Origin of the sequence: Bacillus sp. FJAT-27445 (genome assembly GCF_001510665.1) — a bacterium.
GTDB lineage: Bacteria > Bacillota > Bacilli > Bacillales > Cytobacillaceae > Bacillus_D.
In genome coordinates, this window is record NZ_LMTI01000008.1 from 43,709 (window position 1) to 68,778 (window position 25,070).

At 39.5% G+C, this 25,070-nt stretch carries 31 protein-coding genes and 1 other annotated feature; of the genes, 5 read left to right on the top strand and 26 right to left on the bottom strand.

Annotated features, from left to right (window positions below):
* Positions 1-7 precede the first annotated feature (7 nt).
* The 4 genes from AR337_RS20915 to AR337_RS23885 form a co-directional block, all read right to left on the bottom strand.
* On the bottom strand, positions 8-529 hold the full coding sequence (locus AR337_RS20915) for a hypothetical protein (RefSeq protein WP_059173994.1): 522 nt from the start codon (positions 527-529) through the stop codon (positions 8-10).
* 237 nt (positions 530-766) lie between these two features.
* Positions 767-1,279 carry a YcxB family protein gene (locus tag AR337_RS20920; protein ID WP_059173995.1) on the bottom strand — a complete coding sequence of 171 codons (513 nt, stop codon included), beginning with the start codon at positions 1,277-1,279 and terminating at the stop codon, positions 767-769.
* Positions 1,280-1,353: 74 nt separating this feature from the next.
* Positions 1,354-1,728 (bottom strand): YciI family protein, encoded by a 375-nt coding sequence (locus tag AR337_RS20925; RefSeq protein ID WP_059173996.1) that lies wholly within the window; start codon positions 1,726-1,728, stop codon positions 1,354-1,356.
* A gap of 198 nt (positions 1,729-1,926) precedes the next feature.
* The gene (locus AR337_RS23885) at positions 1,927-2,115 is read right to left on the bottom strand and encodes a hypothetical protein (protein WP_253702039.1); all 189 of its coding nucleotides are present in this window, start codon (positions 2,113-2,115) and stop codon (positions 1,927-1,929) included.
* Positions 2,116-2,410: 295 nt separating this feature from the next.
* On the opposite strand from AR337_RS23885, the gene AR337_RS20935 reads away from it, so the two are divergent.
* Positions 2,411-2,833, top strand: coding sequence for a VOC family protein (locus AR337_RS20935; RefSeq protein ID WP_059173998.1), 423 nt, complete (start codon positions 2,411-2,413; stop codon positions 2,831-2,833).
* A gap of 253 nt (positions 2,834-3,086) precedes the next feature.
* Entirely contained in the window at positions 3,087-3,263 is a 177-nt protein-coding gene (locus tag AR337_RS23565) for a hypothetical protein (RefSeq protein ID WP_172797584.1), read from the top strand.
* Between the two features lie 66 nt (positions 3,264-3,329).
* On the opposite strand, the gene AR337_RS20940 is transcribed toward AR337_RS23565, so the two are convergent.
* The 10 genes from AR337_RS20940 to AR337_RS20980 all read right to left on the bottom strand — a co-directional run bounded on the left by AR337_RS20940 (position 3,330) and on the right by AR337_RS20980 (position 9,983).
* A complete protein-coding gene (locus AR337_RS20940; RefSeq protein WP_253702043.1) occupies positions 3,330-3,686 on the bottom strand; it encodes a hypothetical protein in 357 nt (118 codons plus the stop codon).
* A 146-nt stretch (positions 3,687-3,832) separates the two neighbouring features.
* Complete coding sequence (locus tag AR337_RS20945) at positions 3,833-4,771, bottom strand: alpha/beta fold hydrolase (protein ID WP_059173999.1); 939 nt, start codon at positions 4,769-4,771, stop codon at positions 3,833-3,835.
* A 51-nt stretch (positions 4,772-4,822) separates the two neighbouring features.
* The gene (locus tag AR337_RS20950) at positions 4,823-5,917 is read right to left on the bottom strand and encodes a metallophosphoesterase (protein WP_059174000.1); all 1,095 of its coding nucleotides are present in this window, start codon (positions 5,915-5,917) and stop codon (positions 4,823-4,825) included.
* A 175-nt stretch (positions 5,918-6,092) separates the two neighbouring features.
* Positions 6,093-6,620 (bottom strand): DUF3916 domain-containing protein, encoded by a 528-nt coding sequence (locus AR337_RS20955; RefSeq protein ID WP_059174001.1) that lies wholly within the window; start codon positions 6,618-6,620, stop codon positions 6,093-6,095.
* A 43-nt stretch (positions 6,621-6,663) separates the two neighbouring features.
* The gene (locus tag AR337_RS24125; protein ID WP_082687107.1) at positions 6,664-7,035 is read right to left on the bottom strand and encodes a phosphotransferase; all 372 of its coding nucleotides are present in this window, start codon (positions 7,033-7,035) and stop codon (positions 6,664-6,666) included.
* Entirely contained in the window at positions 6,978-7,568 is a 591-nt protein-coding gene (locus AR337_RS20960; protein ID WP_059174002.1) for a hypothetical protein, read from the bottom strand. Before AR337_RS20960 ends, AR337_RS24125 begins: the two co-directional genes overlap by 58 nt.
* Positions 7,569-7,628: 60 nt before the next feature.
* A complete protein-coding gene (locus AR337_RS20965; RefSeq protein ID WP_059174003.1) occupies positions 7,629-8,243 on the bottom strand; it encodes a hypothetical protein in 615 nt (204 codons plus the stop codon).
* A 289-nt stretch (positions 8,244-8,532) separates the two neighbouring features.
* The gene (locus tag AR337_RS20970; protein WP_156424491.1) at positions 8,533-8,790 is read right to left on the bottom strand and encodes a hypothetical protein; all 258 of its coding nucleotides are present in this window, start codon (positions 8,788-8,790) and stop codon (positions 8,533-8,535) included.
* A 52-nt stretch (positions 8,791-8,842) separates the two neighbouring features.
* Positions 8,843-9,520 carry a hypothetical protein gene (locus tag AR337_RS20975; RefSeq protein ID WP_059174005.1) on the bottom strand — a complete coding sequence of 226 codons (678 nt, stop codon included), beginning with the start codon at positions 9,518-9,520 and terminating at the stop codon, positions 8,843-8,845.
* A 22-nt stretch (positions 9,521-9,542) separates the two neighbouring features.
* Entirely contained in the window at positions 9,543-9,983 is a 441-nt protein-coding gene (locus tag AR337_RS20980; protein ID WP_059174006.1) for an NUDIX hydrolase, read from the bottom strand.
* A 189-nt stretch (positions 9,984-10,172) separates the two neighbouring features.
* Here AR337_RS20980 and AR337_RS20985 point away from each other — a divergent pair, with 189 nt between their 5' ends.
* Entirely contained in the window at positions 10,173-10,982 is an 810-nt protein-coding gene (locus AR337_RS20985) for an extradiol ring-cleavage dioxygenase (RefSeq protein WP_059174007.1), read from the top strand.
* A 109-nt stretch (positions 10,983-11,091) separates the two neighbouring features.
* Here AR337_RS20985 and AR337_RS20990 read toward each other — a convergent pair whose 3' ends face one another.
* The 6 genes from AR337_RS20990 to AR337_RS21010 all read right to left on the bottom strand — a co-directional run bounded on the left by AR337_RS20990 (position 11,092) and on the right by AR337_RS21010 (position 15,035).
* Positions 11,092-11,529 (bottom strand): nuclear transport factor 2 family protein, encoded by a 438-nt coding sequence (locus AR337_RS20990; protein WP_059174008.1) that lies wholly within the window; start codon positions 11,527-11,529, stop codon positions 11,092-11,094.
* Positions 11,530-11,575: 46 nt separating this feature from the next.
* Positions 11,576-11,719 carry a hypothetical protein gene (locus AR337_RS23390; RefSeq protein ID WP_156424492.1) on the bottom strand — a complete coding sequence of 48 codons (144 nt, stop codon included), beginning with the start codon at positions 11,717-11,719 and terminating at the stop codon, positions 11,576-11,578.
* Positions 11,720-11,788: 69 nt separating this feature from the next.
* The gene (locus AR337_RS20995) at positions 11,789-12,004 is read right to left on the bottom strand and encodes a hypothetical protein (RefSeq protein ID WP_059174009.1); all 216 of its coding nucleotides are present in this window, start codon (positions 12,002-12,004) and stop codon (positions 11,789-11,791) included.
* A gap of 234 nt (positions 12,005-12,238) precedes the next feature.
* The gene (locus AR337_RS21000; RefSeq protein ID WP_059174010.1) at positions 12,239-12,919 is read right to left on the bottom strand and encodes a hypothetical protein; all 681 of its coding nucleotides are present in this window, start codon (positions 12,917-12,919) and stop codon (positions 12,239-12,241) included.
* Between the two features lie 112 nt (positions 12,920-13,031).
* Complete coding sequence (locus tag AR337_RS21005) at positions 13,032-13,487, bottom strand: GNAT family N-acetyltransferase (RefSeq protein WP_301335737.1); 456 nt, start codon at positions 13,485-13,487, stop codon at positions 13,032-13,034.
* An 81-nt stretch (positions 13,488-13,568) separates the two neighbouring features.
* Positions 13,569-15,035: an amidase family protein gene (locus tag AR337_RS21010; RefSeq protein WP_059174012.1), complete on the bottom strand. Its 1,467-nt coding sequence runs from the start codon at positions 15,033-15,035 to the stop codon at positions 13,569-13,571.
* 126 nt (positions 15,036-15,161) lie between these two features.
* Positions 15,162-15,401 (top strand) — a binding site (T-box leader).
* A gap of 59 nt (positions 15,402-15,460) precedes the next feature.
* On the opposite strand from AR337_RS21010, the gene ileS reads away from it, so the two are divergent.
* Complete coding sequence (gene ileS / locus AR337_RS21015) at positions 15,461-18,553, top strand: isoleucine--tRNA ligase (protein ID WP_059174013.1); 3,093 nt, start codon at positions 15,461-15,463, stop codon at positions 18,551-18,553.
* 166 nt (positions 18,554-18,719) lie between these two features.
* Here the strand turns inward: ileS and AR337_RS21020 are convergent, their stop codons facing one another.
* From AR337_RS21020 to AR337_RS22940, 6 genes are all read right to left on the bottom strand, one after another.
* Positions 18,720-20,051: an FtsW/RodA/SpoVE family cell cycle protein gene (locus tag AR337_RS21020; protein WP_059174014.1), complete on the bottom strand. Its 1,332-nt coding sequence runs from the start codon at positions 20,049-20,051 to the stop codon at positions 18,720-18,722.
* Positions 20,048-20,482 carry a PadR family transcriptional regulator gene (locus AR337_RS21025; RefSeq protein ID WP_059174015.1) on the bottom strand — a complete coding sequence of 145 codons (435 nt, stop codon included), beginning with the start codon at positions 20,480-20,482 and terminating at the stop codon, positions 20,048-20,050. Before AR337_RS21025 ends, AR337_RS21020 begins: the two co-directional genes overlap by 4 nt.
* Before the next feature lie 3 nt (positions 20,483-20,485).
* Positions 20,486-21,037, bottom strand: coding sequence for a sigma-70 family RNA polymerase sigma factor (locus AR337_RS21030; RefSeq protein WP_059174016.1), 552 nt, complete (start codon positions 21,035-21,037; stop codon positions 20,486-20,488).
* 384 nt (positions 21,038-21,421) lie between these two features.
* On the bottom strand, positions 21,422-21,820 hold the full coding sequence (locus AR337_RS21035; protein ID WP_059174017.1) for a VOC family protein: 399 nt from the start codon (positions 21,818-21,820) through the stop codon (positions 21,422-21,424).
* Positions 21,821-22,857: 1,037 nt separating this feature from the next.
* The gene (locus AR337_RS21050) at positions 22,858-23,241 is read right to left on the bottom strand and encodes a VOC family protein (RefSeq protein ID WP_059174020.1); all 384 of its coding nucleotides are present in this window, start codon (positions 23,239-23,241) and stop codon (positions 22,858-22,860) included.
* Positions 23,242-23,453: 212 nt separating this feature from the next.
* Entirely contained in the window at positions 23,454-23,615 is a 162-nt protein-coding gene (locus tag AR337_RS22940) for a DUF3934 domain-containing protein (RefSeq protein ID WP_082687108.1), read from the bottom strand.
* A 549-nt stretch (positions 23,616-24,164) separates the two neighbouring features.
* Between AR337_RS22940 and AR337_RS21055 the strand changes: the two genes are divergently transcribed.
* On the top strand, positions 24,165-25,049 hold the full coding sequence (locus AR337_RS21055) for a TIGR01777 family oxidoreductase (RefSeq protein ID WP_059174021.1): 885 nt from the start codon (positions 24,165-24,167) through the stop codon (positions 25,047-25,049).
* The last annotated feature ends 21 nt before the right edge of the window (positions 25,050-25,070 follow it).

Genomic DNA, 25,070 nt, shown 5'->3' on the forward strand with positions numbered 1-25,070 from the left:
ACAATAATTATTTTTTCGAAACTATAAAAGGTTCCGTCCTTAAAACTTCTTTTCCATCCTCCAAGACAATAACCCTTATTTCCTCTGCATTTGAAATAACTCTTAACGGATTCTTCATCGAAACAAACAGTTCTCCTTGCTCATTTGGTTGAAATAAAGTTTCTCCTACCATAGAACCAAACCGGATTTCTACATTCTCTTTTGGCCCAAAAACAACTCCTTGGTTAGAATCTCCCTTAAGTAAAATTTCATAGTTCCCAGATGGTTTTAACTCTTTTGCTAATACAATTACGTCAATCATTCCATCTATAATCTTACCACCCTCGGAAAGTTCGTCTTCAGAAAAGTTGTGTATAATCGTACCATTATCGAAAAAGGGGGTCTCAAATACAATAGTTGCTCTACCTGAGCCTTTTTCAAAAGGTATATCTTCTGCCTTAAAAACCTCTACTTCTATAACATTGCCTTTATTTGAACAACCAGTTAATACCATCCCCATCCCTAATAAAATAATAATGATCCAACGCATCAAACTCCCCCTTAATAAGAATGCTTATTATTCTTTATTCTTCAGTATCATTAGACTTCCTTCTGGATTATCTACAGAAGGACCATTAAGTTTAAGGAGTTATAATTGAATCATTAATTTAAAGCAAACTGGCTTTCCTGGTGTTTGATCACTGTAAGTCATTTAAACTAGCTGAAATAAATTAAAGGGAAGAGAAACAGGACCATAATGGCCCTGATATAGGTTCATTTTCACACCCTATTTTCTCTTAGTTATAGGTATATTTTTATTATTAATTGATTCCAAAAATTCAGCCTGAGAACCTTTTGTGAAACCTGATTTATCCAGCCTGATTCCCATACCTTTTGAAAAAACTAAAATCAATTCGTTCTTTTGATCAATTAATTTTACTATTTGGTTCCATTCCAAAGTCATCGTGTTGTTTCCATCATATACCGTTATCGTATCCGCAAATTTGATAACTCGGTTCCACTCTTTTGCTTGCTGAATGATTGTAAGTGCTTTGTATTGTCTTTCCGTAAACATTCTCGTCCTTAAAAAACCTCTGTATACACAATACACCGATAATAGCAGATAGAAAGAAGAAAATGCGGTATCATGAATGAATAAATAATAGATGGAAAGAACAGCTGTTACTAGTGTGAAAAAAATCCAGAAGATGAAAAAACAATTTCTCTGGATTGGATTTTTAGCCCATTCCATGAATCGTTCTTTTGTTACGGTGTATTCGTTCTGAAATGCTGTTTCCATTCCATAAATCCTCCTGAAAATTAATTCATCGGTTCAGGTAAAATCCCTGTTTCGCAAACGTAGCTCTAGCCCTCCTATTCCTTCTCCTTAATATAGTTGACCGGCCTAATTTCAATGCCCCAGCCAAACTGCTCACCCGCGGCCAATTGTGCGGTTGGGTGCAATAAGGCAATCCGGATTGCTTCTTCCATATTCTCGGCTTCGATGAGGAATGCACTCCCCACCAATGCTTTTGCTTTTGTAAAAGGGCCGTCGCTAACAGTTACTGACCCATTTTCCCTTTGCAGGCTTTTAGCCTCCACATCCAGGCCGGCGTCCATCAACACTCGTCCGCTCCTGTATAATTTCTCGAGATACGGCCCGCACTCATCCATGACAGCATCAATCTCCGCTTTTGGGCGGGAATCCATTTTCTCAGGTTCAAAATAACCCAGGCACAGAAACATCATATTTAAACCTCCTTTTTTTAGGGGAAATCATTTAGCAACCTTATTTTTCTTCCGAATTTGCCGTGTCCTTTTACTCCCCCATCAAATATAGTTGAATTTATACACTAAATCAGGAAAATCAATCCATCTCGTTGATAAGTACTATTCAACAAAAAAGGGCGTATTCCTTTTTGGAACGCCCCTTTCAAACGTATTCTTTTAGGCGTCCGCTTGGCCCATGTTTTTCTTTTTCATTAGCTCTTGAACATGCTCCTTTGGACTCCAGCAATTGAATTTATACTTCGGTTTCGTTTCATACCCGAGCCGGGTGCAGAAATATTTCATTCCTTCTATCTTTTTCTCGGCCCGGAAATGCTGGCAGGTTGCACAGCAGTGGAAATCTTTCATAATGATGCACCTTTTTCTTTCATTTTTTTTAAAAAATGGCTATGTTAAATCCATATTGTTGATATTTGAAGCAGGATTCCTGGCGTGCATTCAGTTCCTATGCGAATCACGGCATATCAACTAAGTACTTGGACAGCAAGGAATATGAGAATACTACATCGAATAAGTAATATATGTTAATATCCTCTTGTTTGTTTCCAGTAAAGGAGACAAACGCTTGCCTACCCCAAGATTTTTTTGCTGAACTGAAAGGATGCACCTGTAAAAAAGTATAGCATGATTGGGAGGTTATATTTTGAAACCGCGAATCACCGTGATAACACTGGGAGTAGATGATTTAGAGAAGTCACTTTATTTCTACCGAGATGGATTGGGGCTTTCCACAGACGGAATTGTCGGAAAAGAGTTCGAACATGGTGCAGTTGCTTTTTTCAACTTACAGGCAGGTCTACGGCTTGCAATTTGGAATCGGAATGATATCGCCCATGATACAAAACTTACAATGACAACACCAAGCCCAACAGAATTTACTATTGGACACAATGTAAGAAGTAAAAAAGAAGTTGACGAGGTTATGGAACAGGCACAGAAAGCAGGGGCTACTATTACAGTACCACCCCACGATACTTTTTGGGGGGGCTATTCAGGATATTTTCAAGACCCTGATGGTCATCTATGGGAAGTAGTTTGGAATCCGCAGTGGGAAATCGAAGAATGAAATACTCGCTCCAATGCAATCGATAATTTCCCTGTACTAAACAGAGTAAATACAAAACATAAACCCACCTTCAATAGATGGGTTTATGTTTTGTTAGAAAATCAAAAGTGAGAATTTACAAATCCAAAAAAATTAATAACTCTTAATTCCGCATTTGTTGAGTACAGGCGCAGGAGGAATTCCATATAGTAGGAGTAAGGCTGCTTGACCTCTTCGGGAAAAGTAGTTCTAACTACCAAAGGAGTGAACTTATATGGGTTATGGTTATGGTCCAGGTTTTAGAAGAGGGTATCCTCCATACCGCTATGGTTATCCTGGCTTCCGCCCTGGATTTGGTCCGGGCTTTAGGGGAAGCTTTGCGGGAGGCTTTGCGGGAGGCTTCCTTGGCGGCTTTACAGGCGCGGCAATAGCTCCATTTTTCTTTTTTTAAAAGTTAGGTGGAGAGTTTCATAAAATTTGTCCGCCGAGAAAATTCCAGGCGGACGCTTTACATATATTATTTAGATTTTTTGATGCTGTCCAATAAGACATAACCAAAAACAATCCCTGCCGCCGTTGTAATAGTGGAATTCCCTAAAAATACAATCTCTTTCGCGAATGGTAAATGCTGCCCGACTTGCGTGTAAGAAATATACGGCAACATCGCTACATAAAGTGCAGGTATCCCCATTGCGACAATTTTAGACCAATCAAACGTCCACTTCTTTTTTTCCAAAATCTCCAGAATCAGCTTTGGAATCCGCAGCAACATACCGATCACAACTGGAGAAACGGCTGCAAAAATTAACAACGGAAACATCTTGTACGTCGCTTCAGCTTCTTTTTTTAGATTGATATGATACTTCATTCCCATATAAAAAATAAACCCAATAAAAATGGTGCAAAACAAGTAATAAAGGAACCTTTTTATAAAAATCCCTCCCTTTTCCAGCCACCTATTCAAACTATATACGGAAACCGCGCAATATTGTCCATTATTCAAAAATACATTATAAATTATTAATTCCGAACCAAATGAGGCTTTTCATTAATTTTTATTAAGTTTTTTATATTATCTATCACAACTTCTGGGTTTTCGAGATGGACGGAGTGCCCGGTGTCTACTTCAATGTGTTCGGTGTTTTCAGTTAAATTCAATAATAATTGCTGGTGCCGCTTCCAACTTTCCGGCTGTTTTTTTGCACTTATTACGACAACGGGTAAATCTCTTCGTAGAGGATTGGCATTTAAAAGTTGTTGGGCAGATTGTTCGGAATCAAGGTATTCACGGTATGCAGATTGATAAGCCCCCAAAGTGTAACCGATGTAGTTCAGCGATCGATTATACTTCTTTTCTAGAAACTTCCTGCCGATTTTCTGTTTAAACATTCTTGGAATACCAACCAGCGAAGTAACATACCCCAAGGAAACAAGTCTCCTAAATTTCTTGATTCGCTTCGTATTCTCTGGAGATAATACATACTGGCTTTCATTGGCAGCATCTTCTAAAACAAGGCCAACAACATCATTTGGATACATACTTGCAAACAATCGCATTGAAAGACCGCCATAAGAGTGGCCCACCAAAATATATGGCGGCCTGATTTTAAGCTGATCCAATACTTCTCTAATTTCTTCAACGCTATCCAAAGAAGTCATTGTTTTCCTTCTTGTTTTACTCCACCCATAATTCCCCCTATCAAACGAAATGACACGGGCAACCTTTGAAATCTCCGGCTGAATATAGCACCAGTCAAGAGATACTGAACTATATCCTGCTTCCAATATTACCGTTATTGGCCCTTCCCCAGTCACAATTGCATGTATATCTGAAAATCTCGTTTTTATAATCTGTCCCGGCGGTTCAACCCTATTTTTTCTATCCATCGCTAAGTTCCAGATTGTAAAGGGAAATCCTATCGTTCCTAATGCGTTTCGAATGATTGTCGGTATGATCACTTTTAGCCTCCCAAAAATGTATGTTGGGGAATCAACTAACTAAACTCCCCCTTAAACCAAGCACTCTGTCAGAATCCATCCCGCTTTGCCGTCCTTTTTGACCAGCGCATAACCCGTGCAGTCTTCATCTATAACAGAAACGATATCCCCTTTACTGATAGTGATTTGAGCGCAGGATACATCTGCTTTAATCGTAAAATCGCCATTTTCATTTTGCACGATATATTCGTTCTTCACATGAAGAAGCTTGTCCGTTTCTGGTTGCCGACACAGAGTAAAGAACTCCCCTTTTTCAACAGGAACAATCGTGTAGAAAGGATAGTTGATGGAGCCCTTCATTGTTTGCTCGGCAACAAAATCTTTAGTGACAGTCCTGGTCGGCAGCTGGTCTACATATATATGGGAAAACGAATCAATCCCCGCTGTTCGCTGGATGATAAAGGCGTTTAATTGCCCAGTTGGCTTGATGACGTTACCACCGTCGATTGCGATGATTTTTTTTGCTTCATCAATAATTGGATTGTCAGATGGTATATCGGTTGAATAATTCACAACGGGCCAATGCCCAACGATGACATACTTGCCTGCCCGATGTGATTTTTCCAGAAAAGAAGGCATGCCTAGCGCACTGCTGCGCTCTGTTTCCTTCCAATTCTCGATATCCTCCAAGCCGGCATGGACAAAAATATAGCGATCGGTTTCGATGGCTGTCGGCAATTCTGCCAGCCATTTCAGTTCATTTTCATAGTGATGGGTCAATACTTCCTTTACTTCCTGGATGGTCGAGTGTTTAGTAAGTTGATAACCAATCTGCTCAAGCCATTCCTTAAAAAGGGTATTGTCCCGGGTAGTCATATAGTTTAGCAGCTGAGGGTTTTCCTTTAAAAGGTGCTCTACCAGCGCATCGCAATTTCCTTCTATAACATGCACGTTCGGATTAGTGGCGGTAAGTTCCATCACATAACGCACAACTTCTTTGCTGTTGCCGCCTTTTTCGCATAGATCACCATTAATGATTAAGTAGTCATCATTGCAAAACTGGACCTTTTCTAAAAGCTCTTTGAAAAGATTGATTTCTCCATGAATATCGGAGATAACAATCACCCGGCCGTTTTCAGGAAGCTTCAATTCTTTAATTTTATCCAAAGCGATCTTCTCCCCTTATGTATCTTCTTCTGTAAAAATAGTGTCGAAACCTAGCAACTCCTATGTTTAAATTCCACAAAAATAGCGATAATCCTTTTTGAATCACCGCGTCACTTCGAGTTGTAAGAAAGCTTGTAATCATGAAAATGAATAAATGAATCAGAAAAAAAGAGATTTAGCTTAGTTCTCCTAGATACCAAATTTCACCGCCAAAACAAGTATCATCAACTAATTCCAAATCCTTTATTTCCTCTTTTAGTCCCATTATTTCAAGTCCCATCGGAATTTCTAATCCCCATTCCGCTGCGAAGTCCCGATTCTTGTTCAGAGGAACTATTCTAATGTATTCATCCTCCGTAAATGGATAAATTCCTTCACACGGGGTTTTTGGTATATAAAACTCTATTTTGGCTGAATGCCAATAGTGAAAGTTAATGATTAACAAAACCTTTACTGTTTGGTATTGGGAAGGTTTAATATCAATCAGAAATTTTGTTCTATTAATCAACGCCTGAATACACAGTCTGCGGACGCTAGTAGGAGTTTTCGGCGAATTAATCCAAAAAGATCCTCGATCAGGCAGATGAATTTCCCAATAACCATAAGAAAAATCTTCAGGAAAATCTTTAGTCGCTTCATTTAAAAGCCTTATGAATCTTCGAATTTTTCTTCTTTTGCCTCTGACTTTTTTCTTGCTATTCATTTTCCGCCTCCCTTATTGGGTAAATTCCAAACAAATTATTTTTTTAAATTCTATCCTTGTTGTCGTAAATCCATCTAAACATTGCTTTGTTTAACTCATATAGACTTGAATTATTTACGAAATATGCCATGAAAATCGTTTGAATGCTGAGCATTATTACATACCAAATAGACTTAAGCTCACTAGTAGATAAAGAATTTAATTGATTATATCCAGCGACTATTTCCCCAACAAACAGCAGCCATTTTTCTCTTCGTGATTCGTTTAAGAAAACCTCGCTTAAAATGCTCGTACAACAATAACAAAGATCAAAAAGCCTGACATTGAACTCCGCAAAATCAAAATCAATTACACCACTTAGCCTATTGTTCTGAAATAAAATATTATGTATGTGTGCATCACGATGAATGAGCATGTTGGCAAGTTGCCAACATGCTCTTTTAGGCTTTCTTCTAAATCCTCAAGAATCCTGCTAATATTTCCGCATTCGTCTGCATTTACGATTTCTTTAACCGCATAACCGTAAACCATTTTATATAAGTTTTTTTTATCAGGGAAATCTTCAACCCTATCAAAGTTACTCATTAATTTGTTCATCAAAGCAATCGTTTCACCGAGAAGGCGGGGAACTTCCGGGTTATCCAAAGCTTCTTTTATATCAAACGGTTTACCTTTCAAGAAATAATATAAACAATAGTTATCCTCTTTGTAGGTGGCAAAAAATTCACCGGAGCTTGTAGCAATTGGATACTGAGTGATAATCTTATTATCTAGTTGCTTAAGTAGCTTTATTTCCCTCTTAACTTCCTGGGTGATTCCCTTCTTCTTCAAAATGAACTTCTGTTCGTCGTTAGTTTTTATATGGGTTGCTCTTTCTAATAAAACTTTACTTTCTTTAACCTGAATTCCCCAGAAAGAAGAAATTTGGCTAGCATTAGTCAGTTTCAAACAGTTTTCCCCCATTCCTAAACATGAGCAAATGAACCCCTGGCTATATTTCAGAAAGCATTAACCCCTAATTACTTTCATATCAAAAACAGACAAATACTCCCCTCTAATTTTACCAATGTGTTTTCGAATGAGACGAAGTCGATTTTTCGGAAGGACTTCACCGTGAATGACGTACTTTTTATGAGCATCAGGCAATTCCTTGCTCATATTTGTAAAGGTAAACTCCCTGCCATCCTCAGATTTGATATATGCTTTATAAAAATATTGCTCACTCCGAGTCACTTTGAAATCATAATCAATGATATATCCTTTAATTTTGATTTCATTATTGGTGAAGAGATTTTTTGTTTCCTCTTTAATCCATAAGTCATGTGTATTAACAAAGTTTTTACGATAATTTTTCCTCATAAACTCCCAATCATTAGAGCTAGGGAAGTAGTGGATGCTTTGGCTGCGGTAAAAATCCATTTTTTCCGCGTTCGTATCCATTTCGTAATCCTCATCGTGTTCCGATATCACCCTGATATATTGCGGGCCGCACTTATCGGTATGCAGGGCTAAAAACTTAAATGAATCGATAATATCGAAGTTTCCCCAGCCCCCGGCCTGACGCGAATAAAAACCACCAATACGCTTACACTTTACACATTTAAAGTAATAGTATGTAGACATATTTTCCTCCCGATAAAAGTCTACTCCACCAGGGGTTTTGACAAATATATGAGCACAAGGTAAGTACACGTCATAAACCCTGTTTTAGTGACAACCAAAGGTCAAAATCCGGTTGGGTTGTCAGAATAAGCTCGGATATCTGACAACCAAAGGCCAAAATCTGGTTTAGTTCTCACTTAAGCACCGTTATGTCACATCAACTCTAGTATTTTATTCTTCTCTGTAACGCAGCCGTGGACTATATTAACTTTAATCTCAACAAGGTTTTCTTTTCAAACCAAAAAATACCTCATTGAGAAAAATGCTTAACCAGTTCCCAGTTGGATTCTGCATTGTCTGACTTTTTCCAGATTTCCCCGTTCCTTTTGTCATAAAGATAAAGCCAGCCGCCGTTAACGACTAATTCAAAGCTTCCATCAGTATTTTGATTTACACTGATGTGGTGCGGGAAATTACTTGACGAAGAGGTAATTGCATCGGATAAATGCCAAATTGATATAAGCACACAAACCCCTAGAGCAATTATAGAAGCTGGTAACCACTTCATTTTTACACCTCACTGTACAATTTTTTTGCCTTGAGAATTCCATCTGCCGTATCTAAAACGACTCGAAATTGTTCTCTAATTTAACTAGGATTCCGTCCTTTGCCAACCTTCTATAATGAAGGAGCTTCGAGCTTATTTTTTTATACTTCTCATTCCATATTAACTCTAAAAAATATGTCCGCCCTAGCAAAAAGCTATCAGGAATTAGGTTCTCAAAACGGTAACATTCATTTGGATAAACTTCATGGCATTTAAATAAACCAATGACATTTTCCTCCACCGCGATTCCACCAACTTTAAATTCATACGCTGAATACAAATCAACAAGGAAGTTTGTAAAATCAGGCATCTCTTCTTTCCTTATCCCAATTTGTCCCCATTCTGGTAAATCGTTGTTGCAACCATAAAAATAAAAGTTCACCATGATGGCATTAGAAGAGATTTTTTCTATTTCCAATAACGATTTTCGCTGTCTCTGCAAATATACGATTGTTCTTAATGTTAAAGTGTGTAGATAAACCGAATTTGGATCATTTTCATCCCAGGGGTAACCAGTTACAAAAGAATCGATTATTTCCCTAATATCTTGGTCTGCAATTTCAACCTTTATCTTTAATTCAGACAGCTTGCTGACTATGTCTTGCACCACCAATTTATCTTCCTTGTTTAGCTCCATTAAAAAACTAACTTCCAGAAACGGGCCACCCTGCAGCCATGGTTGCTTTTCCATATTGAATCACCCTATATACAATTTACAAAACCGGAGCTGGATTCCCTCCAACCAATTTATCAGCAAGCTTAATATAGTCCCTCAAATAGATGGGGATATCGGGATGGTCATGGATTTTCTGTGTCGTCATCCAAACAACCTCATCTACTTCATCGGGGCACTTTGCAAAGGCCTCTCCAGATTTAAAGTCGCAAAGGAAAACGATATTTACCACAGCCAACCCGTTATCCGTTACAAACGATGTACTCGTAACATATCGCAGATTCTCAACTTCAACGCCCACTTCTTCGGCAATCTCCCTGTGAACTGTTCTCTCTAAAATATTTATAGAAGCTCCTTCCTTCTCAACTTTGCCGCCGACAAGGGAAAGTGAGCCCCCGGCATGTTCCTCTTTTTCGCTACGTTTAATTAACAGCCATTTTCCATCCTTGTTAATAGCGCCTTCCACATTTACAATGAACATACGTTTCCTCCAGGAATTAAAATTTGTAACCAATATCAGTTACATATCTATTTCGCCACTTTCCAAATTACCCCTTTTTTTAAAAAACACCAGGTTAAATTGAAGCAAATAGTCATATTTTTAAAAAAGAAGGAATCGCCCCCTTTTTAGCTAATTATTAAAACAAACTCATTAAGGTGGTTGTCGTCGATGAACCCATTTGTATTTGCGTGTATCACTCCACACGGAGGAGAGATTATTCCCGAATTGCAAGGCGCAAAACCTGAACGTATGGCCAAAACGCGGGAAATGATGGTGAAGCTTGGAGAATGGATGAGCAGTGCCAGCCCGGATAGTTTAATCGTGTTGACGCCGCACGGGACGAGGATTAACGGCCGGTTTTCCATAGTGGATTCGGAAAGGATGGTAGGATTTTTAGAAGAAAATGAAGCCGGCTTTTCGATGGAGAAAAAGGTTGACCGGGAGCTAGCCAAAATGATCAACGAGCAGGCGGCTGCTGACGGCGTGCCGGCTTCAACGATTAATTATGGAACGTCGGCCGGCCCAATTTCCTGCCTATCGCTCGACTGGGGCGCGATGGTGCCGCTCCGCTTTATGCCGGATGTCCCGGTTGTTGTGATTACGCCCTCAAGAGAGATGTCCTTCGAGCAGCACCTTGATTTTGGAAAAGCCCTCCGTAAAGCCGTGGGACAATCTGGGAAACGGGTCGGGCTGATTGCTAGCTGTGATTGGGCACATGCCCATGATGCCGATGGTCCGTACGGCTTCGATCCGGCCGCGCGCTTATTCGACGGAGAAACGGTTGAACTAATTAAATCGAATAACCTGGAGAAAATGGCTGAATTTGAAGAAGACTTCATCGAAGCAGCCAAGCCGGACGGTATCTGGCAAACATTGATTCTTGCCGGGGCCATTCCATTTGAAGAAAGGAAGGTCGAATTCCTATCCTACGAAGTGCCAACTTATTTCGGGTTGATTTGCGCTGCTTTCCACGCCTAGGAAATGAATTGAGTGGCATTCGGGAGTATCCGATTGCCACTCACCTTTAAAGAGAGAAAGCCGCTCCAATCCCTCCTCCAACATTTTGAATTTTCCAAGCAAAATTATTCTACTTCAAGTTAAAAATACCTTCCCCGGTTTCTCCGTTTATTGGTAATGAAGAATGTTCATGTGTAATGGCCCAGACATCATTTTCTTTTTTACAACAATAGGTGAACCGATTGGTAATTTGACGAAGTTTTTCTCCAGATTCTTCGTTTTGAGCCTCGAAAGTAACAGCACAATGAATATATGCTAGATTTGAGTTCTCTTCGACTACTAAATCGGTAAAATTTACTTTGAGTAAAATACCCTCATTACTTAAATCAGTAAACCATCTTGTCACCATTTCCCTTAATCCGGGTATACCCTTACTCTCCCAACTTTCCCAGCAATCATACATATGGATGTCAGCAGCGTATGCAGATAAAAATTTCTCAACATCTTTTTCATAAACCGAAGATTGATAATTTTCCAAGAGATCTTTAACTCTAGTAAAACCCGCCATTATTCATTCAGCTCCTTCTATCTTTTTCGACTCATTCATTATTTTCTCATACCACGCCTAATACCTTGTCGCTGTTTTTATCTAAGTAAACATTAATAGGTCCTAAATCCTCTTCTCCTTTTGTTTGAAAAGTCACGATAAGAACCTCTTTGCCTTTAATGTTGATCAAATCCCCAGTCCGTTCGTCCATTATTTGTGTGTCTGCCGTTACTTGTTCCTTCCTTACCTGTTCGACTTGGCGTTCTTAATGGACTTGCCGTTAAGTACTCTTAATAATTTCAAAAACTTTTCTGGTTGTGGCTACCGAAACAGGGATAAGAATAACGATGGTGATAAAAATCTGAAGCATGACTAAAACGTTGATATAAGACGGATCAAACATCAATCCAATGCGTTTGTAAAAGAAGCTGAATAGTTTAAAATAGATGACAAAAAAGATAAGAATAAAGAAATAGTAGATTAGTTGTTTTGCCATGTTAAAAGCCCACTCCTCCACTTTGTCTTTCCTAAAAGTAATATAAAAGAGGGAACAATTCTTTCCGATTAATGCCCCTTTTGCAACCAATAAATTTACATATAATTGCTTTGTTTATATTTATTCTGTTCTGACAACCAGAATTCCTTTTAAAAAGGCCAAAAAAGCTGCCTTTGTTGGCAGCTCTATCTTTATATATATTTATACAACTTTTCATCCTTTAGTTCCTAAGTATTAATCGAGGAGTATCAATCTCAGAATTTCTACTTCTCCATTTCCAAAATCATTGTCCGCATCTACTGGTTTTTCAAGTGCTACCAAGACTTTTTTCCCTTCTGTAAAGTCTTCAATGCCCAGGTAATTGCCAACTTCATCAGTAAATGTTGTGTTTTCTGTAATTTTTGCGGTACAAGGTTTACCCGGTTTTCCTTGATAAGTCTTAGAACAATCGACTTCTAAAAGGTCATCCTTAACTGCAGTAATTTTTCCGTCAAAGGCTTTTGTTAAAAGATTGGTGGTCACTCCAAGCCAAGCTGTTTTTGTTTCATCAAGGAACTTTACTTTTACTTTAACTTTTTTCCCATCCACCTCTACCACCTTAAGCGGTCTATCCTCCCCAACAGTGCAGTCAATTGTATTTTCTTCCATATCCATTTCAAATAATGTTGTCATGTCATTGTTTGCTAGAGCTTCGAAGTATTTTTCAAGGTCCTCTTTTTCATAAACCAAACAAGTGCCACCCAATAAAACTGCCCTGTCACCTGGTTTAAAAACGGGATCCAAATATCTCTCCTGGCTGATTTTATTGTTAGTTGCATCTGCTTTCCCTTTAACTTTCTTTTCTTCGGTCCCACACCCATACAAAAACAATGGCAAAACGAGCAATAAAGCAAACAATTGACAGTACTTTTTCATCTTTTCCCCCAAAAAAATAAATTTATATTCATTTAATTCTCCGTGATACCATAATATTCCTGCGAGGAGGAATCTACGCGCTTGAATTATTTAGGGGGAAGTTTATATAACCTTAGTTAATTTCATACACCAACCACTCCGATTGTTTCCCACCCATTTTCTCATACAGGGATTGGGCTACCAAATTATCCTTTGAGGTTTCCCAGGTCATGGATGCAAAATTGTTTTTCCGTATGTACTCCAGGCTAGCTTGAAAAAGCTTTTCTCCGACCTTTTTGCCTCTCGCCTTTGAAACCACAAATAAATCATTTAGGATTGCCTGTCTTTTTACTTTCAGGGTGCTGAGTGTAAAATACAAAGTGGCGAATCCGATCAACTCCCCATTTTCCTCCGCCACAAACTGAAGCCCGCTTGAAGGGTTTTCAAGTAAATGATTGATTAAGCCCTTTAATTTATTTTCTTCAGGTCCAGGCTGCTCGTAAAAATCAACGATGTACTGTCTCATCAGTTCATACAACTCACTCACATCTTTTACTGTTGCTGGCCTTATTTCTATATTTTTTTTCACACGGTTTCTCTCCCAATGGCAGATTTTTTGAAACATATTATCTCTTTTTTTGAAATTAATTTATTTAAAGACACTCTAGCGTCAATTCAATTTGGGAGGCTTCCGATGCTTGGCAGCCTGTTCAAAAGCATATGCAAATGTAATTAATGCGCCTTCACTATAGGCTGTGCCAGCAAATGTAATTCCAAACGGTCTGCCGCTTTCCTTATAGCCTGCTGGGACTGCAATCGAGGGATACCCCGCTTTTGCGCTGATTGTTGATCCTATATATGAAGGGAATAGAATTGCATCCAAATTGTATTTTTTCAACGCAAGGTCGATGCCCTGCTCCTGGGAAAAATACAAGTCTTCCAACTTTGCCCGTAAATATTCGGGATCCCTTAATGTGTTTGGAAAGGCCGCTCGCTGTTCCAACTTATCCTGTCCATATTTCAGGGCCGTTTCTTTATTGAGCTGATTGTATTGAATCAACTCCTTGATTGAATGTACTGGCAGATTCGCCGATAGTTTAGAAAGATAGTTTTCCAGACTATGTTTCAGTTCGTAATAATTCACTCCCCACTCCCACTCTCTATGGAAGGAAGGGATATCTATTTCTTCTAAAATAGCACCTTGGTCTCTCAGAACTTGAATAGCTGCTATGAACAGGCCTTCATCGTACTCATCCGATTCAAGAAATTCACTGGATGCATGATTAAAGACGCCGATTCGGGCTCCATTAAGGCCATTGGAATCAAGGTAACTTGCATAGTCTTTCTCGATTCTACCTTCGCTTTTTAAAGTTGCAGGGTCATTTTTATCGACACTGGCAAGTACACCGAGCAGAATGGCAGCATCGGCAACTGTCCTTGCCATTGGCCCAGCCGTATCCTGCGAATAGGTAAAAGGGATAATGCCGCTTCGGCTAATCAATCCGACAGTTGGCTTGATTCCCACCACCGAGTTTTGTGTTGCTGGGCTAAGAATGGAAGCGTCTGTTTCTGTACCAACTGACACTACGGTGAAATTGGCAGCAACCGCCACAGCGGAACCCGAACTGGAGCCGCCCACAAACAGGTCAGCGTCACCATAAGGATTTACTGTCTGGCCGCCTCTTGAACTATAGCCGGCCCACATTGTAGTAGACATGGCATTTGCCAGCTCAGTCATATTCGCCTTTCCTAAAATGACCGCACCTGCTTTACGGAGCTTTTCAACAAGAAATGCATCTTTGGCCGCAAGATTATTTTCCAAAGCAATCGTCCCTGCACTGGTATGCATGGAATCTAAAGTTTCGATATTATCTTTTAAAACAACAGGAATTCCGTGCAACGGTCCCCTTATCCCTTTTATGTTTCTTTCATGATCAAGAGCTTCGGCAATAAAAATTGCATCTGGATTTATTTCAAGGACGGAGTTTAGTTTTTGTCCGTCCTGATCATATTTCGCTATCCGGTCTAAATAGTACATCACCAATTCCTTAGAAGTTATCACCCCTTCTTTCATAGTATTTTGTATATCCTTTATCGTTAATTCTTCTTTTAAAAAATCGTTAAATTTAATTGTCATTCATATACCCCTTTAGAAATCACATTTGCCTAATTTTAACATACAATATAATCCATAGTTTCCGATAAAAATTAATACCTTGACGGTTCAACCACAAGTTGTTACAATAAATTCCAATAAAAGCATACAAATTCGTTGATGAGAAAAAGTAGCGTTTCGTCTTGATCCACAGAGAGCCGGCATTTTGGTGGAAGCCGGCGTTCGAGTGTTGCGTGAAAATCCTCTCTGAGAAGCCAGGCTGAAAAGATTGAGTAAGCCTGGACGGGAGTCCGCCGTTACAAGGAACGCGTATGATTGTACGTTGCTAAGTGCTATTGATCGGATCAATAGAATTAGGGTGGTATCGCGGTTAACCCCGTCCCTTGCTTGGGATGGGGTTTTTTGTGTGCTTTTAGAATACTTTTTTTAAAAAAGGAGCGATATCAATGAACTCTAATGAAAAGCAGGAATCCGTTGTTCGGCGCGAGGAACGGATTCGGAGCTACTGGACGGAAATGAATACTTTCAGGGAGTCGGTTCAATTAAGGCAAAGCGATACCCCGTTCGTTTTTTACGAAGGACCTCCGACAGCCAATGGCCTTCCCCATGTTGGCCACGCCTTTGGACGGACAATTAAGGACGTGGTTGCCCGGTACAAGACGATGCAGGGATTTCTCGTTGAACGAAAGGCCGGCTGGGATACGCATGGGCTTCCCGTCGAGCTTGGGGTTGAAAAACAGCTCGGTATATCCGGCAAGCAGGAAATCGAGAACTATGGCGTTGAGGATTTTATAAACAAATGCAAGGAGAGCGTGTTCACCTACGAGAAGAAATGGCGTTCTTTTACGGAGGAATTGGGTTATTGGGTCGATATGGACCAGCCATATTTAACGTTGAGCAACGAGTATATCGAAAGTGTTTGGAACATCCTGAGCAAGGTCCATAATGATGGCCTTTTATATAAGGGCCATCGTGTTTCGCCCTACTGCCCAAGCTGCCAGACATCGTTAAGCTCGCACGAGGTTGCCCAGGGCTATAAGGATGTGAAGGATTTATCGGCGACCGTGAAATTCAAACGGACTGATAAGGAAAATGAATATTTCCTTGGCTGGACCACCACGCCATGGACGCTGCCGACAAACGTCGCGCTGGCCATGAATCCTGAATTGGCGTATGTCCGGGCACAAAAGGATGATAACGTCTATGTTGTCGCAAAATCGCTCGCTGAAAAGGTGCTCGGGGACTGCGAACTGCTTAGTGAGCATAATGGGCGGGAATTTGAAGGAACAGGTTATATTCCACCCTTCAATTATGCTGCTGTCGAGAAAGGCCACCAGGTTGTAATGGCGGATTATGTGACGGATAACAGCGGGACCGGGATTGTCCATATTGCCCCCGCTTATGGCGAGGATGACTATAAAACTATTCAGCAAAATGGGTTTTCGTTTGTGAATGTCGTCGACGCGCGTGGCTGCTATACGGCTGAAGTGACGGAGCTCGCGGGAAGTTTTGTTAAGGATTGCGATGTCGATATCATCAAAATGCTCGCTGAACGGGGAACGCTTTTTCATAAAGAGAAATACGAACACAGCTATCCGCACTGCTGGCGCTGCGACTCTCCCCTGCTTTACTATGCGACCGACAGCTGGTTTATCAAAATGTCTGCGTTGAAGGAAAAAATGCTTGCCAACAATGGTGGGGTGAACTGGTATCCTGATCATATTAAAGAGGGGCGGTTCGGGAACTTCCTTGAAAATCTCGTTGATTGGAACATCAGCCGGAGCCGGTATTGGGGAACGCCTCTAAATGTTTGGGTGTGTTCAAATTGCGGGCATGAGGAATCACCTGGGAGTATCGCCGACCTCAAAAAACTCGCGGCAACAGAAGTGCCGGACGGTATCGAGCTTCACAAGCCGTATATTGACGATGTCCAATGCACTTGCCCTACATGCAGCGGAGTCATGTCACGAACGCCTGAAGTCATTGATGTCTGGTTTGACAGCGGCTCGATGCCGTTTGCCCAGTACCATTATCCGTTTGAAAATAAGGAAAAATTTCATTCTCAGTTCCCTGCGGATGTCGTTATCGAGGGAATCGACCAGACACGAGGGTTTTTCTATAGCCTGCTGGCGGTTTCGACTCTTTTTACAGGAAAAGCGTCTTATAAAAATGTGTTGTCGCTCGGCCATGTCCTTGATGAACACGGCCAGAAAATGTCCAAAAGCAAAGGAAATGCGCTTGACCCTGATGATCTTATGAAGGAGTACGGAGCGGATGCTCTGCGCTGGGCTTTCCTAGTTGACAGTTCGCCGTGGAATCCGAAGCGTTTTTCGAAAAAGATTGTCCAGGACGCCAAATCGAAGCTGATCGATACACTGGATAATACGTATAAGTTCTATGTCATGTATGCGAAAATCGATGGCTTCGCCTATGATCCAGATAAAACAGGAAAACGGACTATTTTGGACCAGTGGGTGCTTTCACGGTTGAATCGGACAGTCAGGGAAGTTGAAGCCTACATGAATCGATTCCAATTCACTCAGGCTGCCCGCGATATTGCGGCATTTGTCGATGAACTAAGCAATTGGTATGTACGGCGGTCGCGGACGAGATTTTGGGCCAGCGGACTTTCCGAGGATAAAATCGCAGCCTATTCTACACTATTTGAATCGATCAGCACCATCAGCCGCTTGCTTGCTCCGTTTGTCCCATATGTTGCCGAGGATATCCATTTGAAGCTGTACCAGAGAAGTGTGCATCTGCAGAACTATCCGAAGGCCAACACGTCACTAATCCATCCTGAGCTGGAAGAAGATATGGAAACAGTTTTGAAAATAGTAGAGCTCGGCCGCAGCATCCGGAACGCCAGTAATCTGAAGGTTAAGCAGCCTCTGCAACAGCTCATTGTGTGGCGTAAAGTTGGGGTACGCGTTTTGGAAGACTATGCCGGCATCATCAAAGATGAGCTTAATGTGAAAGAAATTGTCTTTACGGAAGATTTGTCACGCTACGAAACAACTGTTTTTAAACTAAATTATAAAACTGCAGGTGTGGCGTTCGGAAAACTTGTAAACCATGTCAAAGAATATGTTGACCACATTTCCGATACAGAAAAGAAGGTATTGTTGGAAAATGGCCAGCTTCAAATTGAGGTAAGTGGGCAAAAGGTGGCTTTGGGTAAGGAGCACGTCCATATCGACCATGTCGTTGCAGTGGGCTTCGAGATTGCGGGCGATCAGCAGATGAAGGTCTTATTGGATGTAAAACTCACCCCCGCACTCATGGAAGAAGGCCAGGTCCGGGATTTAATCCGGGCAATCCAGGATACCCGCAAAAAATTGGATTTGCCGGTTGAACAGTATATAGACATTGCACTCTCGGCAAACGAAACCACCCAAGGAATACTCCAGCGGTTTGAGAGGCTCATTAAGGAAAACGTACTTGTACGGCAGGTAAACTTCGGTCAGCTAAATGATACCGATAAATTCATTGAAGTGAAATTCGGGGATGAGGCAGTAAAAGTATCGTTGAGTTATTAACTAAAAAAAGCACTGCGAACAGGGTTAATTTCAACTCTGTTTTCAGTGCTTCTTTTTGGGTGTTTAAAACTATTCTTTTATTCAACTAAAGCACCCGATCAATAAGGGAAGGGCGACAACCATTAATTAGCCGTCGCCCTTTTTATCAACATTTACATGTTTGACTTTAACTTTTAATTTCATCTGCAATCGTGGGTTCTACAAGATCTTTTCTTCTATAAACATTTAAAATGAGTCCTAAAACAGCAGCGTAAAAGAGTATTGCACTGCCTCCATAACTAATAAAAGGCAGAGAAACTCCCATTATCGGCACGACTCCAAAGCTCATCAAGATGTTCCAGGCAGTAGGAACCGCAAATAATGTAGCACCACCAATTACGATCAATCTCCCATACAGGTCCTTTGTTTTAAACGCATTTTTCGATATCCTTGAAATAAATATCAGTAGGATTAAACAAAGAACGATACCGAATGCCCAACCAAGAGAATAGACGAGGAAGGGGAAAGAAAAATCTGTATGTGCTTCTGGCAACATTTTGAAATTCAAATCGTTGGTAAGTCCGTGACCGAACCATCCCGCTTGTGCAAGGACATTTCTAGCTGCCACATACAAATATCCTGCTCCATTTGGATCGGCAGTTGGGTTTATAAAAGCAGATAGTCTCGTAAACAAATAGTCTTGTTTTGAGGTCATAAAGAACATAATAATGAAAATGGTACCAGCCAATAGGTTTGTTAGAGACAAATTTACAGCTAATTTCTTTTGGATTCGAGCGAAAGCAAACATCGCAAGTGTACACAGAAAGTAACTAATACTCATCATAAAGTCTGCCACCATCATGTAAAGCATGATGGGAGTCCAAAACAAGACAAGAAGGAAACCTTGTTTTTTCCAACTCTGAAACTCATTAATCTTGTTAAAAATACCAGCCCATGCAAGAAAAAAGAAAAACAAGCTCAACATGGTGCCATCGACCATCAGGCCTGGGAGGGAAACCCACTTCTTTGCTCCGTTGACCATAATTCCAAATAAATGGAGATATAAATGAATCAGCAAGCCGCCAATATAAAAATACATCCAAAAGTTCTTTAATTTTTGGTAATCAAAGAAAAGGAATCCAATGATTACAAGAACAGAAAGTGTGTACCAAATCGCCTGCCGCCACATAAAATGGGTACTTGATAAGGAGAAATCAGGAATTCCATCAATTAATGGAAGAAAACTAAGGCCAGCAAAAATAACAAATAAAACAATCAAAAGCCAATCCATTTTTGGCTTATGGAGTGGATTTAAATTCTCTCCAATAGTAAATGGATTTCCCATTTCTTGAATGGCCTTTTCATCTGCATCCTCTTGAGAAAATCCTCTCTTTTTATAAGATTGACTCAACTCTTGCAGATGATTAGTAAGCTCTTTTTTTATCTTGTTGTGTGCTTCCTTAGATTTTACTTTGGACATTACTTTACTTAAAAATTCTTCAAATTTGGGAGAACTCATAAGGACGCCTCCTCTAGTAAGTGTTTAAGGGATAACTCTTGTTTTGAGTTATCTTGTTTATAGGTAGCTAAGTATTTTTTTCCTTTGGAATTTAAGGAGTAATATTTCTTTTTGTTTATCCATTTTGAAGTAAGAATTTCTTTATTTTCTAGTAGATGTAGAAGTGTATAAAGCTGCCCTTCATTTTTTTGGAAAGTACGTTCACTTTTTCGAAAAAGTTGGGTAGAAATATTGTAGCCATCCTTTGATTCATGCTGAACCGATTCTAATATAGCTATGATGGTTTCTATCTTCCAAGAATGAAATTGTGATTGAGATTGTCTCATACGAATGGATTCTTTCACCGCATTTTTTCTTTCATTGGAAAAAGAAAAATCCTTGAAAATTGATTTTTTCATTGAACTCTTCAGGTTAGTAAATGGATCATTCATCTCCTAAACCTCCTCGATCATCTTGTCTTTTAATAATTCTTTCGCCCGCTTTAATCTTGTTTTTATTGTATTGATATTTACTGTCGTAATCTTACTTATTTCAGCTAAAGACAGTTCTTCATAATAATGCAGAAATACTACTTCTCTGTACTTTAGAGGTAAATTCATGACAGCATTTGTTAAGTTGTTTTCTTCACTATTCGAGATAATCTCCTCTTCAACCTGTTTTGATTTCGAAGGTATATAATCCAAAATTTTATCGTTAAGCGTTATTTTGCGATAATGCCAGCTTCTTAAGTAGTCCTTACAATGATTACTGGCAATACGATATACCCACGTTTTTATTGTTGACTGCTGATTAAACTGATTTAACTTTTCATAACACTTTAAAAATATCTCCTGCGTTAAATCTTCTGCTGTCGCTCGATTTTTTACATATGTATATACGAGATGCAGAATATCATCGCTATATTCATGCATTAGTTGATCAATTATCTGCTCTCTCTCATCCAGCATACTTTCATCTGTCACCGCCAGTTGTTTTAGTCCATTCATCTAGTTATCACCCTCTCACATATTATAGACGTAGCTAACCTTCATCTGGTTTGAAAAAATAAAAGATTTTTATGACCATCTGTAATCTAGAGTATAAATGGAAAAAGGAACAACCTCTTATCAGATTGTTCCAAAATGTTGTAGGTAGGTTAGATGGCTTATAAGACTACTTATTCGACTAATGATACCTTACTTCTCAGAAGGAACTGCAATGTCAACAGCTCCTAAATTCAGTATTACTTATCGTTGTAAATCTGCATTTTCCTGACGCTACCCCTTTTTCAACTATCCTCCCCTTTAGCTTAATACGGAATTCAACAAAAATAGCGTTAATCCTCCTGGATCAACGCGAGTGGTTGAATACGCCATTATTTTTACAGGATGTTATATTTCAACATTGCCTAATATGGTTCTTATTCTCTCATTTTTCTCCTTTTCACTGATGTATTCAAAGAAGCCAAGTTGGTTTCCCCAAGGATCAGTAAATGTTGCCCATTTTACAGGTACCTCTTCTCTAGAGTAGATTTCAAACGAATCGACATTCAACTCCTTAATCATCCTATTTCGTTCAGTTTCAATAGAAGATACACCAAGGCGTATTGGTCCACTACCTTTGGATGCTGTACCTTCGGCAACCTGGAGCCAGCAACCTGGAATTAGCTCCCATTCCGCAAAACCTGCGTGAGGGGTATAATCAGGTCCTTTATTTAATAATGTTTTATACCACCTTTCCCCTTCTTCAAAATTAGATACGCGAACTTGATAGGTCATCTCATAAATCATTACTGTCACCCCCTGTAATAAAGACCCATTTCTATGTATTTCGTTTAATTAATTACATATTCCTTCTTAAGCTGACCAGCCCGTTAGTTGAAGAAGGGTGCTAAAATTAGCATTATTACTGACCAAAGAATCAGAGAAATGCCAACTTTTTTCGAGAGTTTTACCTTACCTGCTCCTTTGTAAAATCCAGAAAATTGAAGTTTATTTTTATACAAAACAAAAATTAAGATAAGGATCGATATTCCAACTAACCAAGCACCATTGGTATTATCTACATTTATTCCAAAACTCGCATATATTAACTTTACGAACGCTCCTATTAAACCACCAAGAATGAGAAGTATTACTATAACTCGAATAAATTCCAAGATTACTCTCAATTAAGCTCATTCCCTTCCGAAATCCAACAATAAATTCCCGAAAATCAAAATTCACACACTAAACTTATTGCACTGAATTTCCATAAAAATCCATATCCTTGTTCAACTAAACTCCCCGTAGCTGAATAAATCAATTTTGAAAAATACGGTAAATCCATCTTGGATAGAGCACCCTATATTCGAAAAGGGTTAGGTTTTATTTTCAGGATACTCCAACAATCAATGATGCGAAGGTAACAATAATCAAAGTGAAAGAAACCACAAGCCATAGTGAGTTTATACCGGTATTTTCTTCATTTTTTACCTTCTTTAAGATTGAGACTAAATTTAAACAAAAAACAATACTATATAGAGGTAATAAATAAAAACCAATTACTCCAAATATTTGAATCATTAAGATCACTTCCATTTATAAGACTAACCAAATTTTAACATATGTACTATGGGTGACAGATACTTTATATAAATTCTTTTCATACAAAGTCTCCTAGGGCACGAGAAGAGTGAAACCACACGGATTTATTCCCAACTAAGTGGTAGGCTCAGGCAGGATATCAAAAGTATTTCTAAACAAAGAGCAACGCCCCTTATGCGTTGCTCCCCTGCTCTCGTATCCGCTCTTTAATTATAATATTTTACAATTGTGACCCTAGTTGTCTACTCTTTGTATTGAAAACCAATCTCCCAATGGAAACCAAATGGGTCAACCAAGCGTCCCACCCGCCAACCGTGTGCATCTTGCACAGGAAAAACTTCTGATGCACCACCAGCTAGAGCTTTCTGGAATACCAAATCTGGGCTTTGCACTGTCAAGATCATCCGAACTGCATTGCAGTTTTCCGCTCCAGTATCTTCACTTACCCAGAATTCCGCCCCGCCTACTGCAAGCCTTGACACTATAGCACCACTTTGATCTTCTATATGATAGACTTCCTTTGCTTGAAAAGCACTTTTGTAAAATTCGACTGCTCGTTCTCCATTACGTACCGACAGCCAAGGAGCTATCGTACAGACTAACGAAGAAATATCTGTCTCCTTCACGTCAATCAACCTCCTATTCCCAGATTTCAATAGCCAAACAATTAGTTTACGTCTTACATTATAAACTACAATCTAATCAGATAGTCCTATCTTCTACCTTCTTTGCAATCGTGGTCGTTATTAGATGGATTACCTTTTATCCTCAGACGTTGTTGTACTAAGCTCCCGTTATTTGAATAAGAAAAAGCGATCCTTCTTTCGGAAAAGTGACTTTACCTATTGCTCGTGGAGTCATTTTCAACATCCGTTTTTTTAATACCTTTACTTATATAAGGTTTTGCACTCTTTTTCTTGTTTGCACCAGCCTGCCAACGATTCCAACCCTTCTTGTCTGTTCCTCTTCCTGTTCCGCCTTTTCCTTTAGCTTTACTCATAAAATCACCTCATTCTTATTCTAGGTTGAGTTACCTATCTAGTTCTAGTTTTCGTATTTACTCGGTTATTAACCAAGTTTACCCATACTAGTACGTATCGTTTTTAAGCTATCCTATCCTTTAGCCCTATAAGGAATTCAACAAAAAAGGTGCTTTTATCCTTTTGACAAAGCCATTCCTGGATCACAGACCCGTTTGTTTTAAAAGAATGCCAAACAACAAGTTCATCTCAATAAGAGAGGCGTGCAGTTTCGTTTCCTTTTAAGCTTAAATCCTTTTCAAATAAATTAATTTAAATTATAACACTGATACGAAAGTTACTAAATTTCGTAATTGTAATTGCTTCTTAATGAAACCCTCTCTCCCTCACATTTGAGCATTAGGCTTATTCAACTATCCTCGTTCAGCAAACCCATTTTTAAGGTTAAATGACAAAGTTAATGTTACATTTATTATAGATTGTTAAGAACCGTTCTTAAAGTAACGAATAAGTTTGGCTGAACAAAGCTTTGAAAAGTTTAAAGAGCGAAAGACTAACGGGGTGGTCTTATGAAGAAAATTGTATTGGCTGGCGGAACAGGTTTTATCGGTGAGTATCTTAAAAACCGATTCAGTCAATTAGGTTTTGAGGTAATTATTATATCAAGGCAAAATCACACTGTTTCATGGGAAGATAGACATGGCATTGTCGATGCTTTGGAAGATGCGGAGCTTCTTATCAACCTCGCTGGAAAGTCTGTCAATTGCCGATATAATGAACAGAACAAAAATGAAATAATGAAATCAAGGATGCTTACTACCTCAATCCTCGGAGAGTGTATACAATTATGTAACAACCCGCCTAAGACATGGATGAATTCGAGTACCGCAACCATTTATCGCCACGCAGAAGACCGCCCTATGACAGAAGAGAATGGCGAAATTGGCACCGGTTTTTCTGTTGATGTCGCTAAGAACTGGGAGAACACCTTTTTCTCTTTCACATTGCCTAAAACAAGACAAATCGCATTGCGCATTGCTATCGTTCTCGGTAAAGATGGCGGCGTGATGTTGCCTTATCTAAATTTAGTAAGATTTGGTCTCGGGGGTATTCAAGGGAATGGAAACCAAATGTTCAGTTGGATTCATATTGAAGATTTGTTTCAAATTATCCTTTTCTTAATCGGAAGGGAAGATTTGGATGGGGTATTTAATTGTTCTTCTCCAAACCCTGTTTCGAATCGTGAATTTATGAAAGAGCTGCGGAATGCCATGAATGTCCCGTTTGGTCTTCCTTCGCCCAAATGGTTGTTGGAAATGGGGTCATTGTTCATAAACACTGAAACGGAATTGGTATTGAAGAGCCGATGGGTTATTCCAGAACGGTTGCAAAAGGAAGGTTACACTTTCTCATTTGAAAGTCTTGATAGCGCCCTGAATCAGATTTTAAAGTAAAACTCGAACTTTCTTGATATT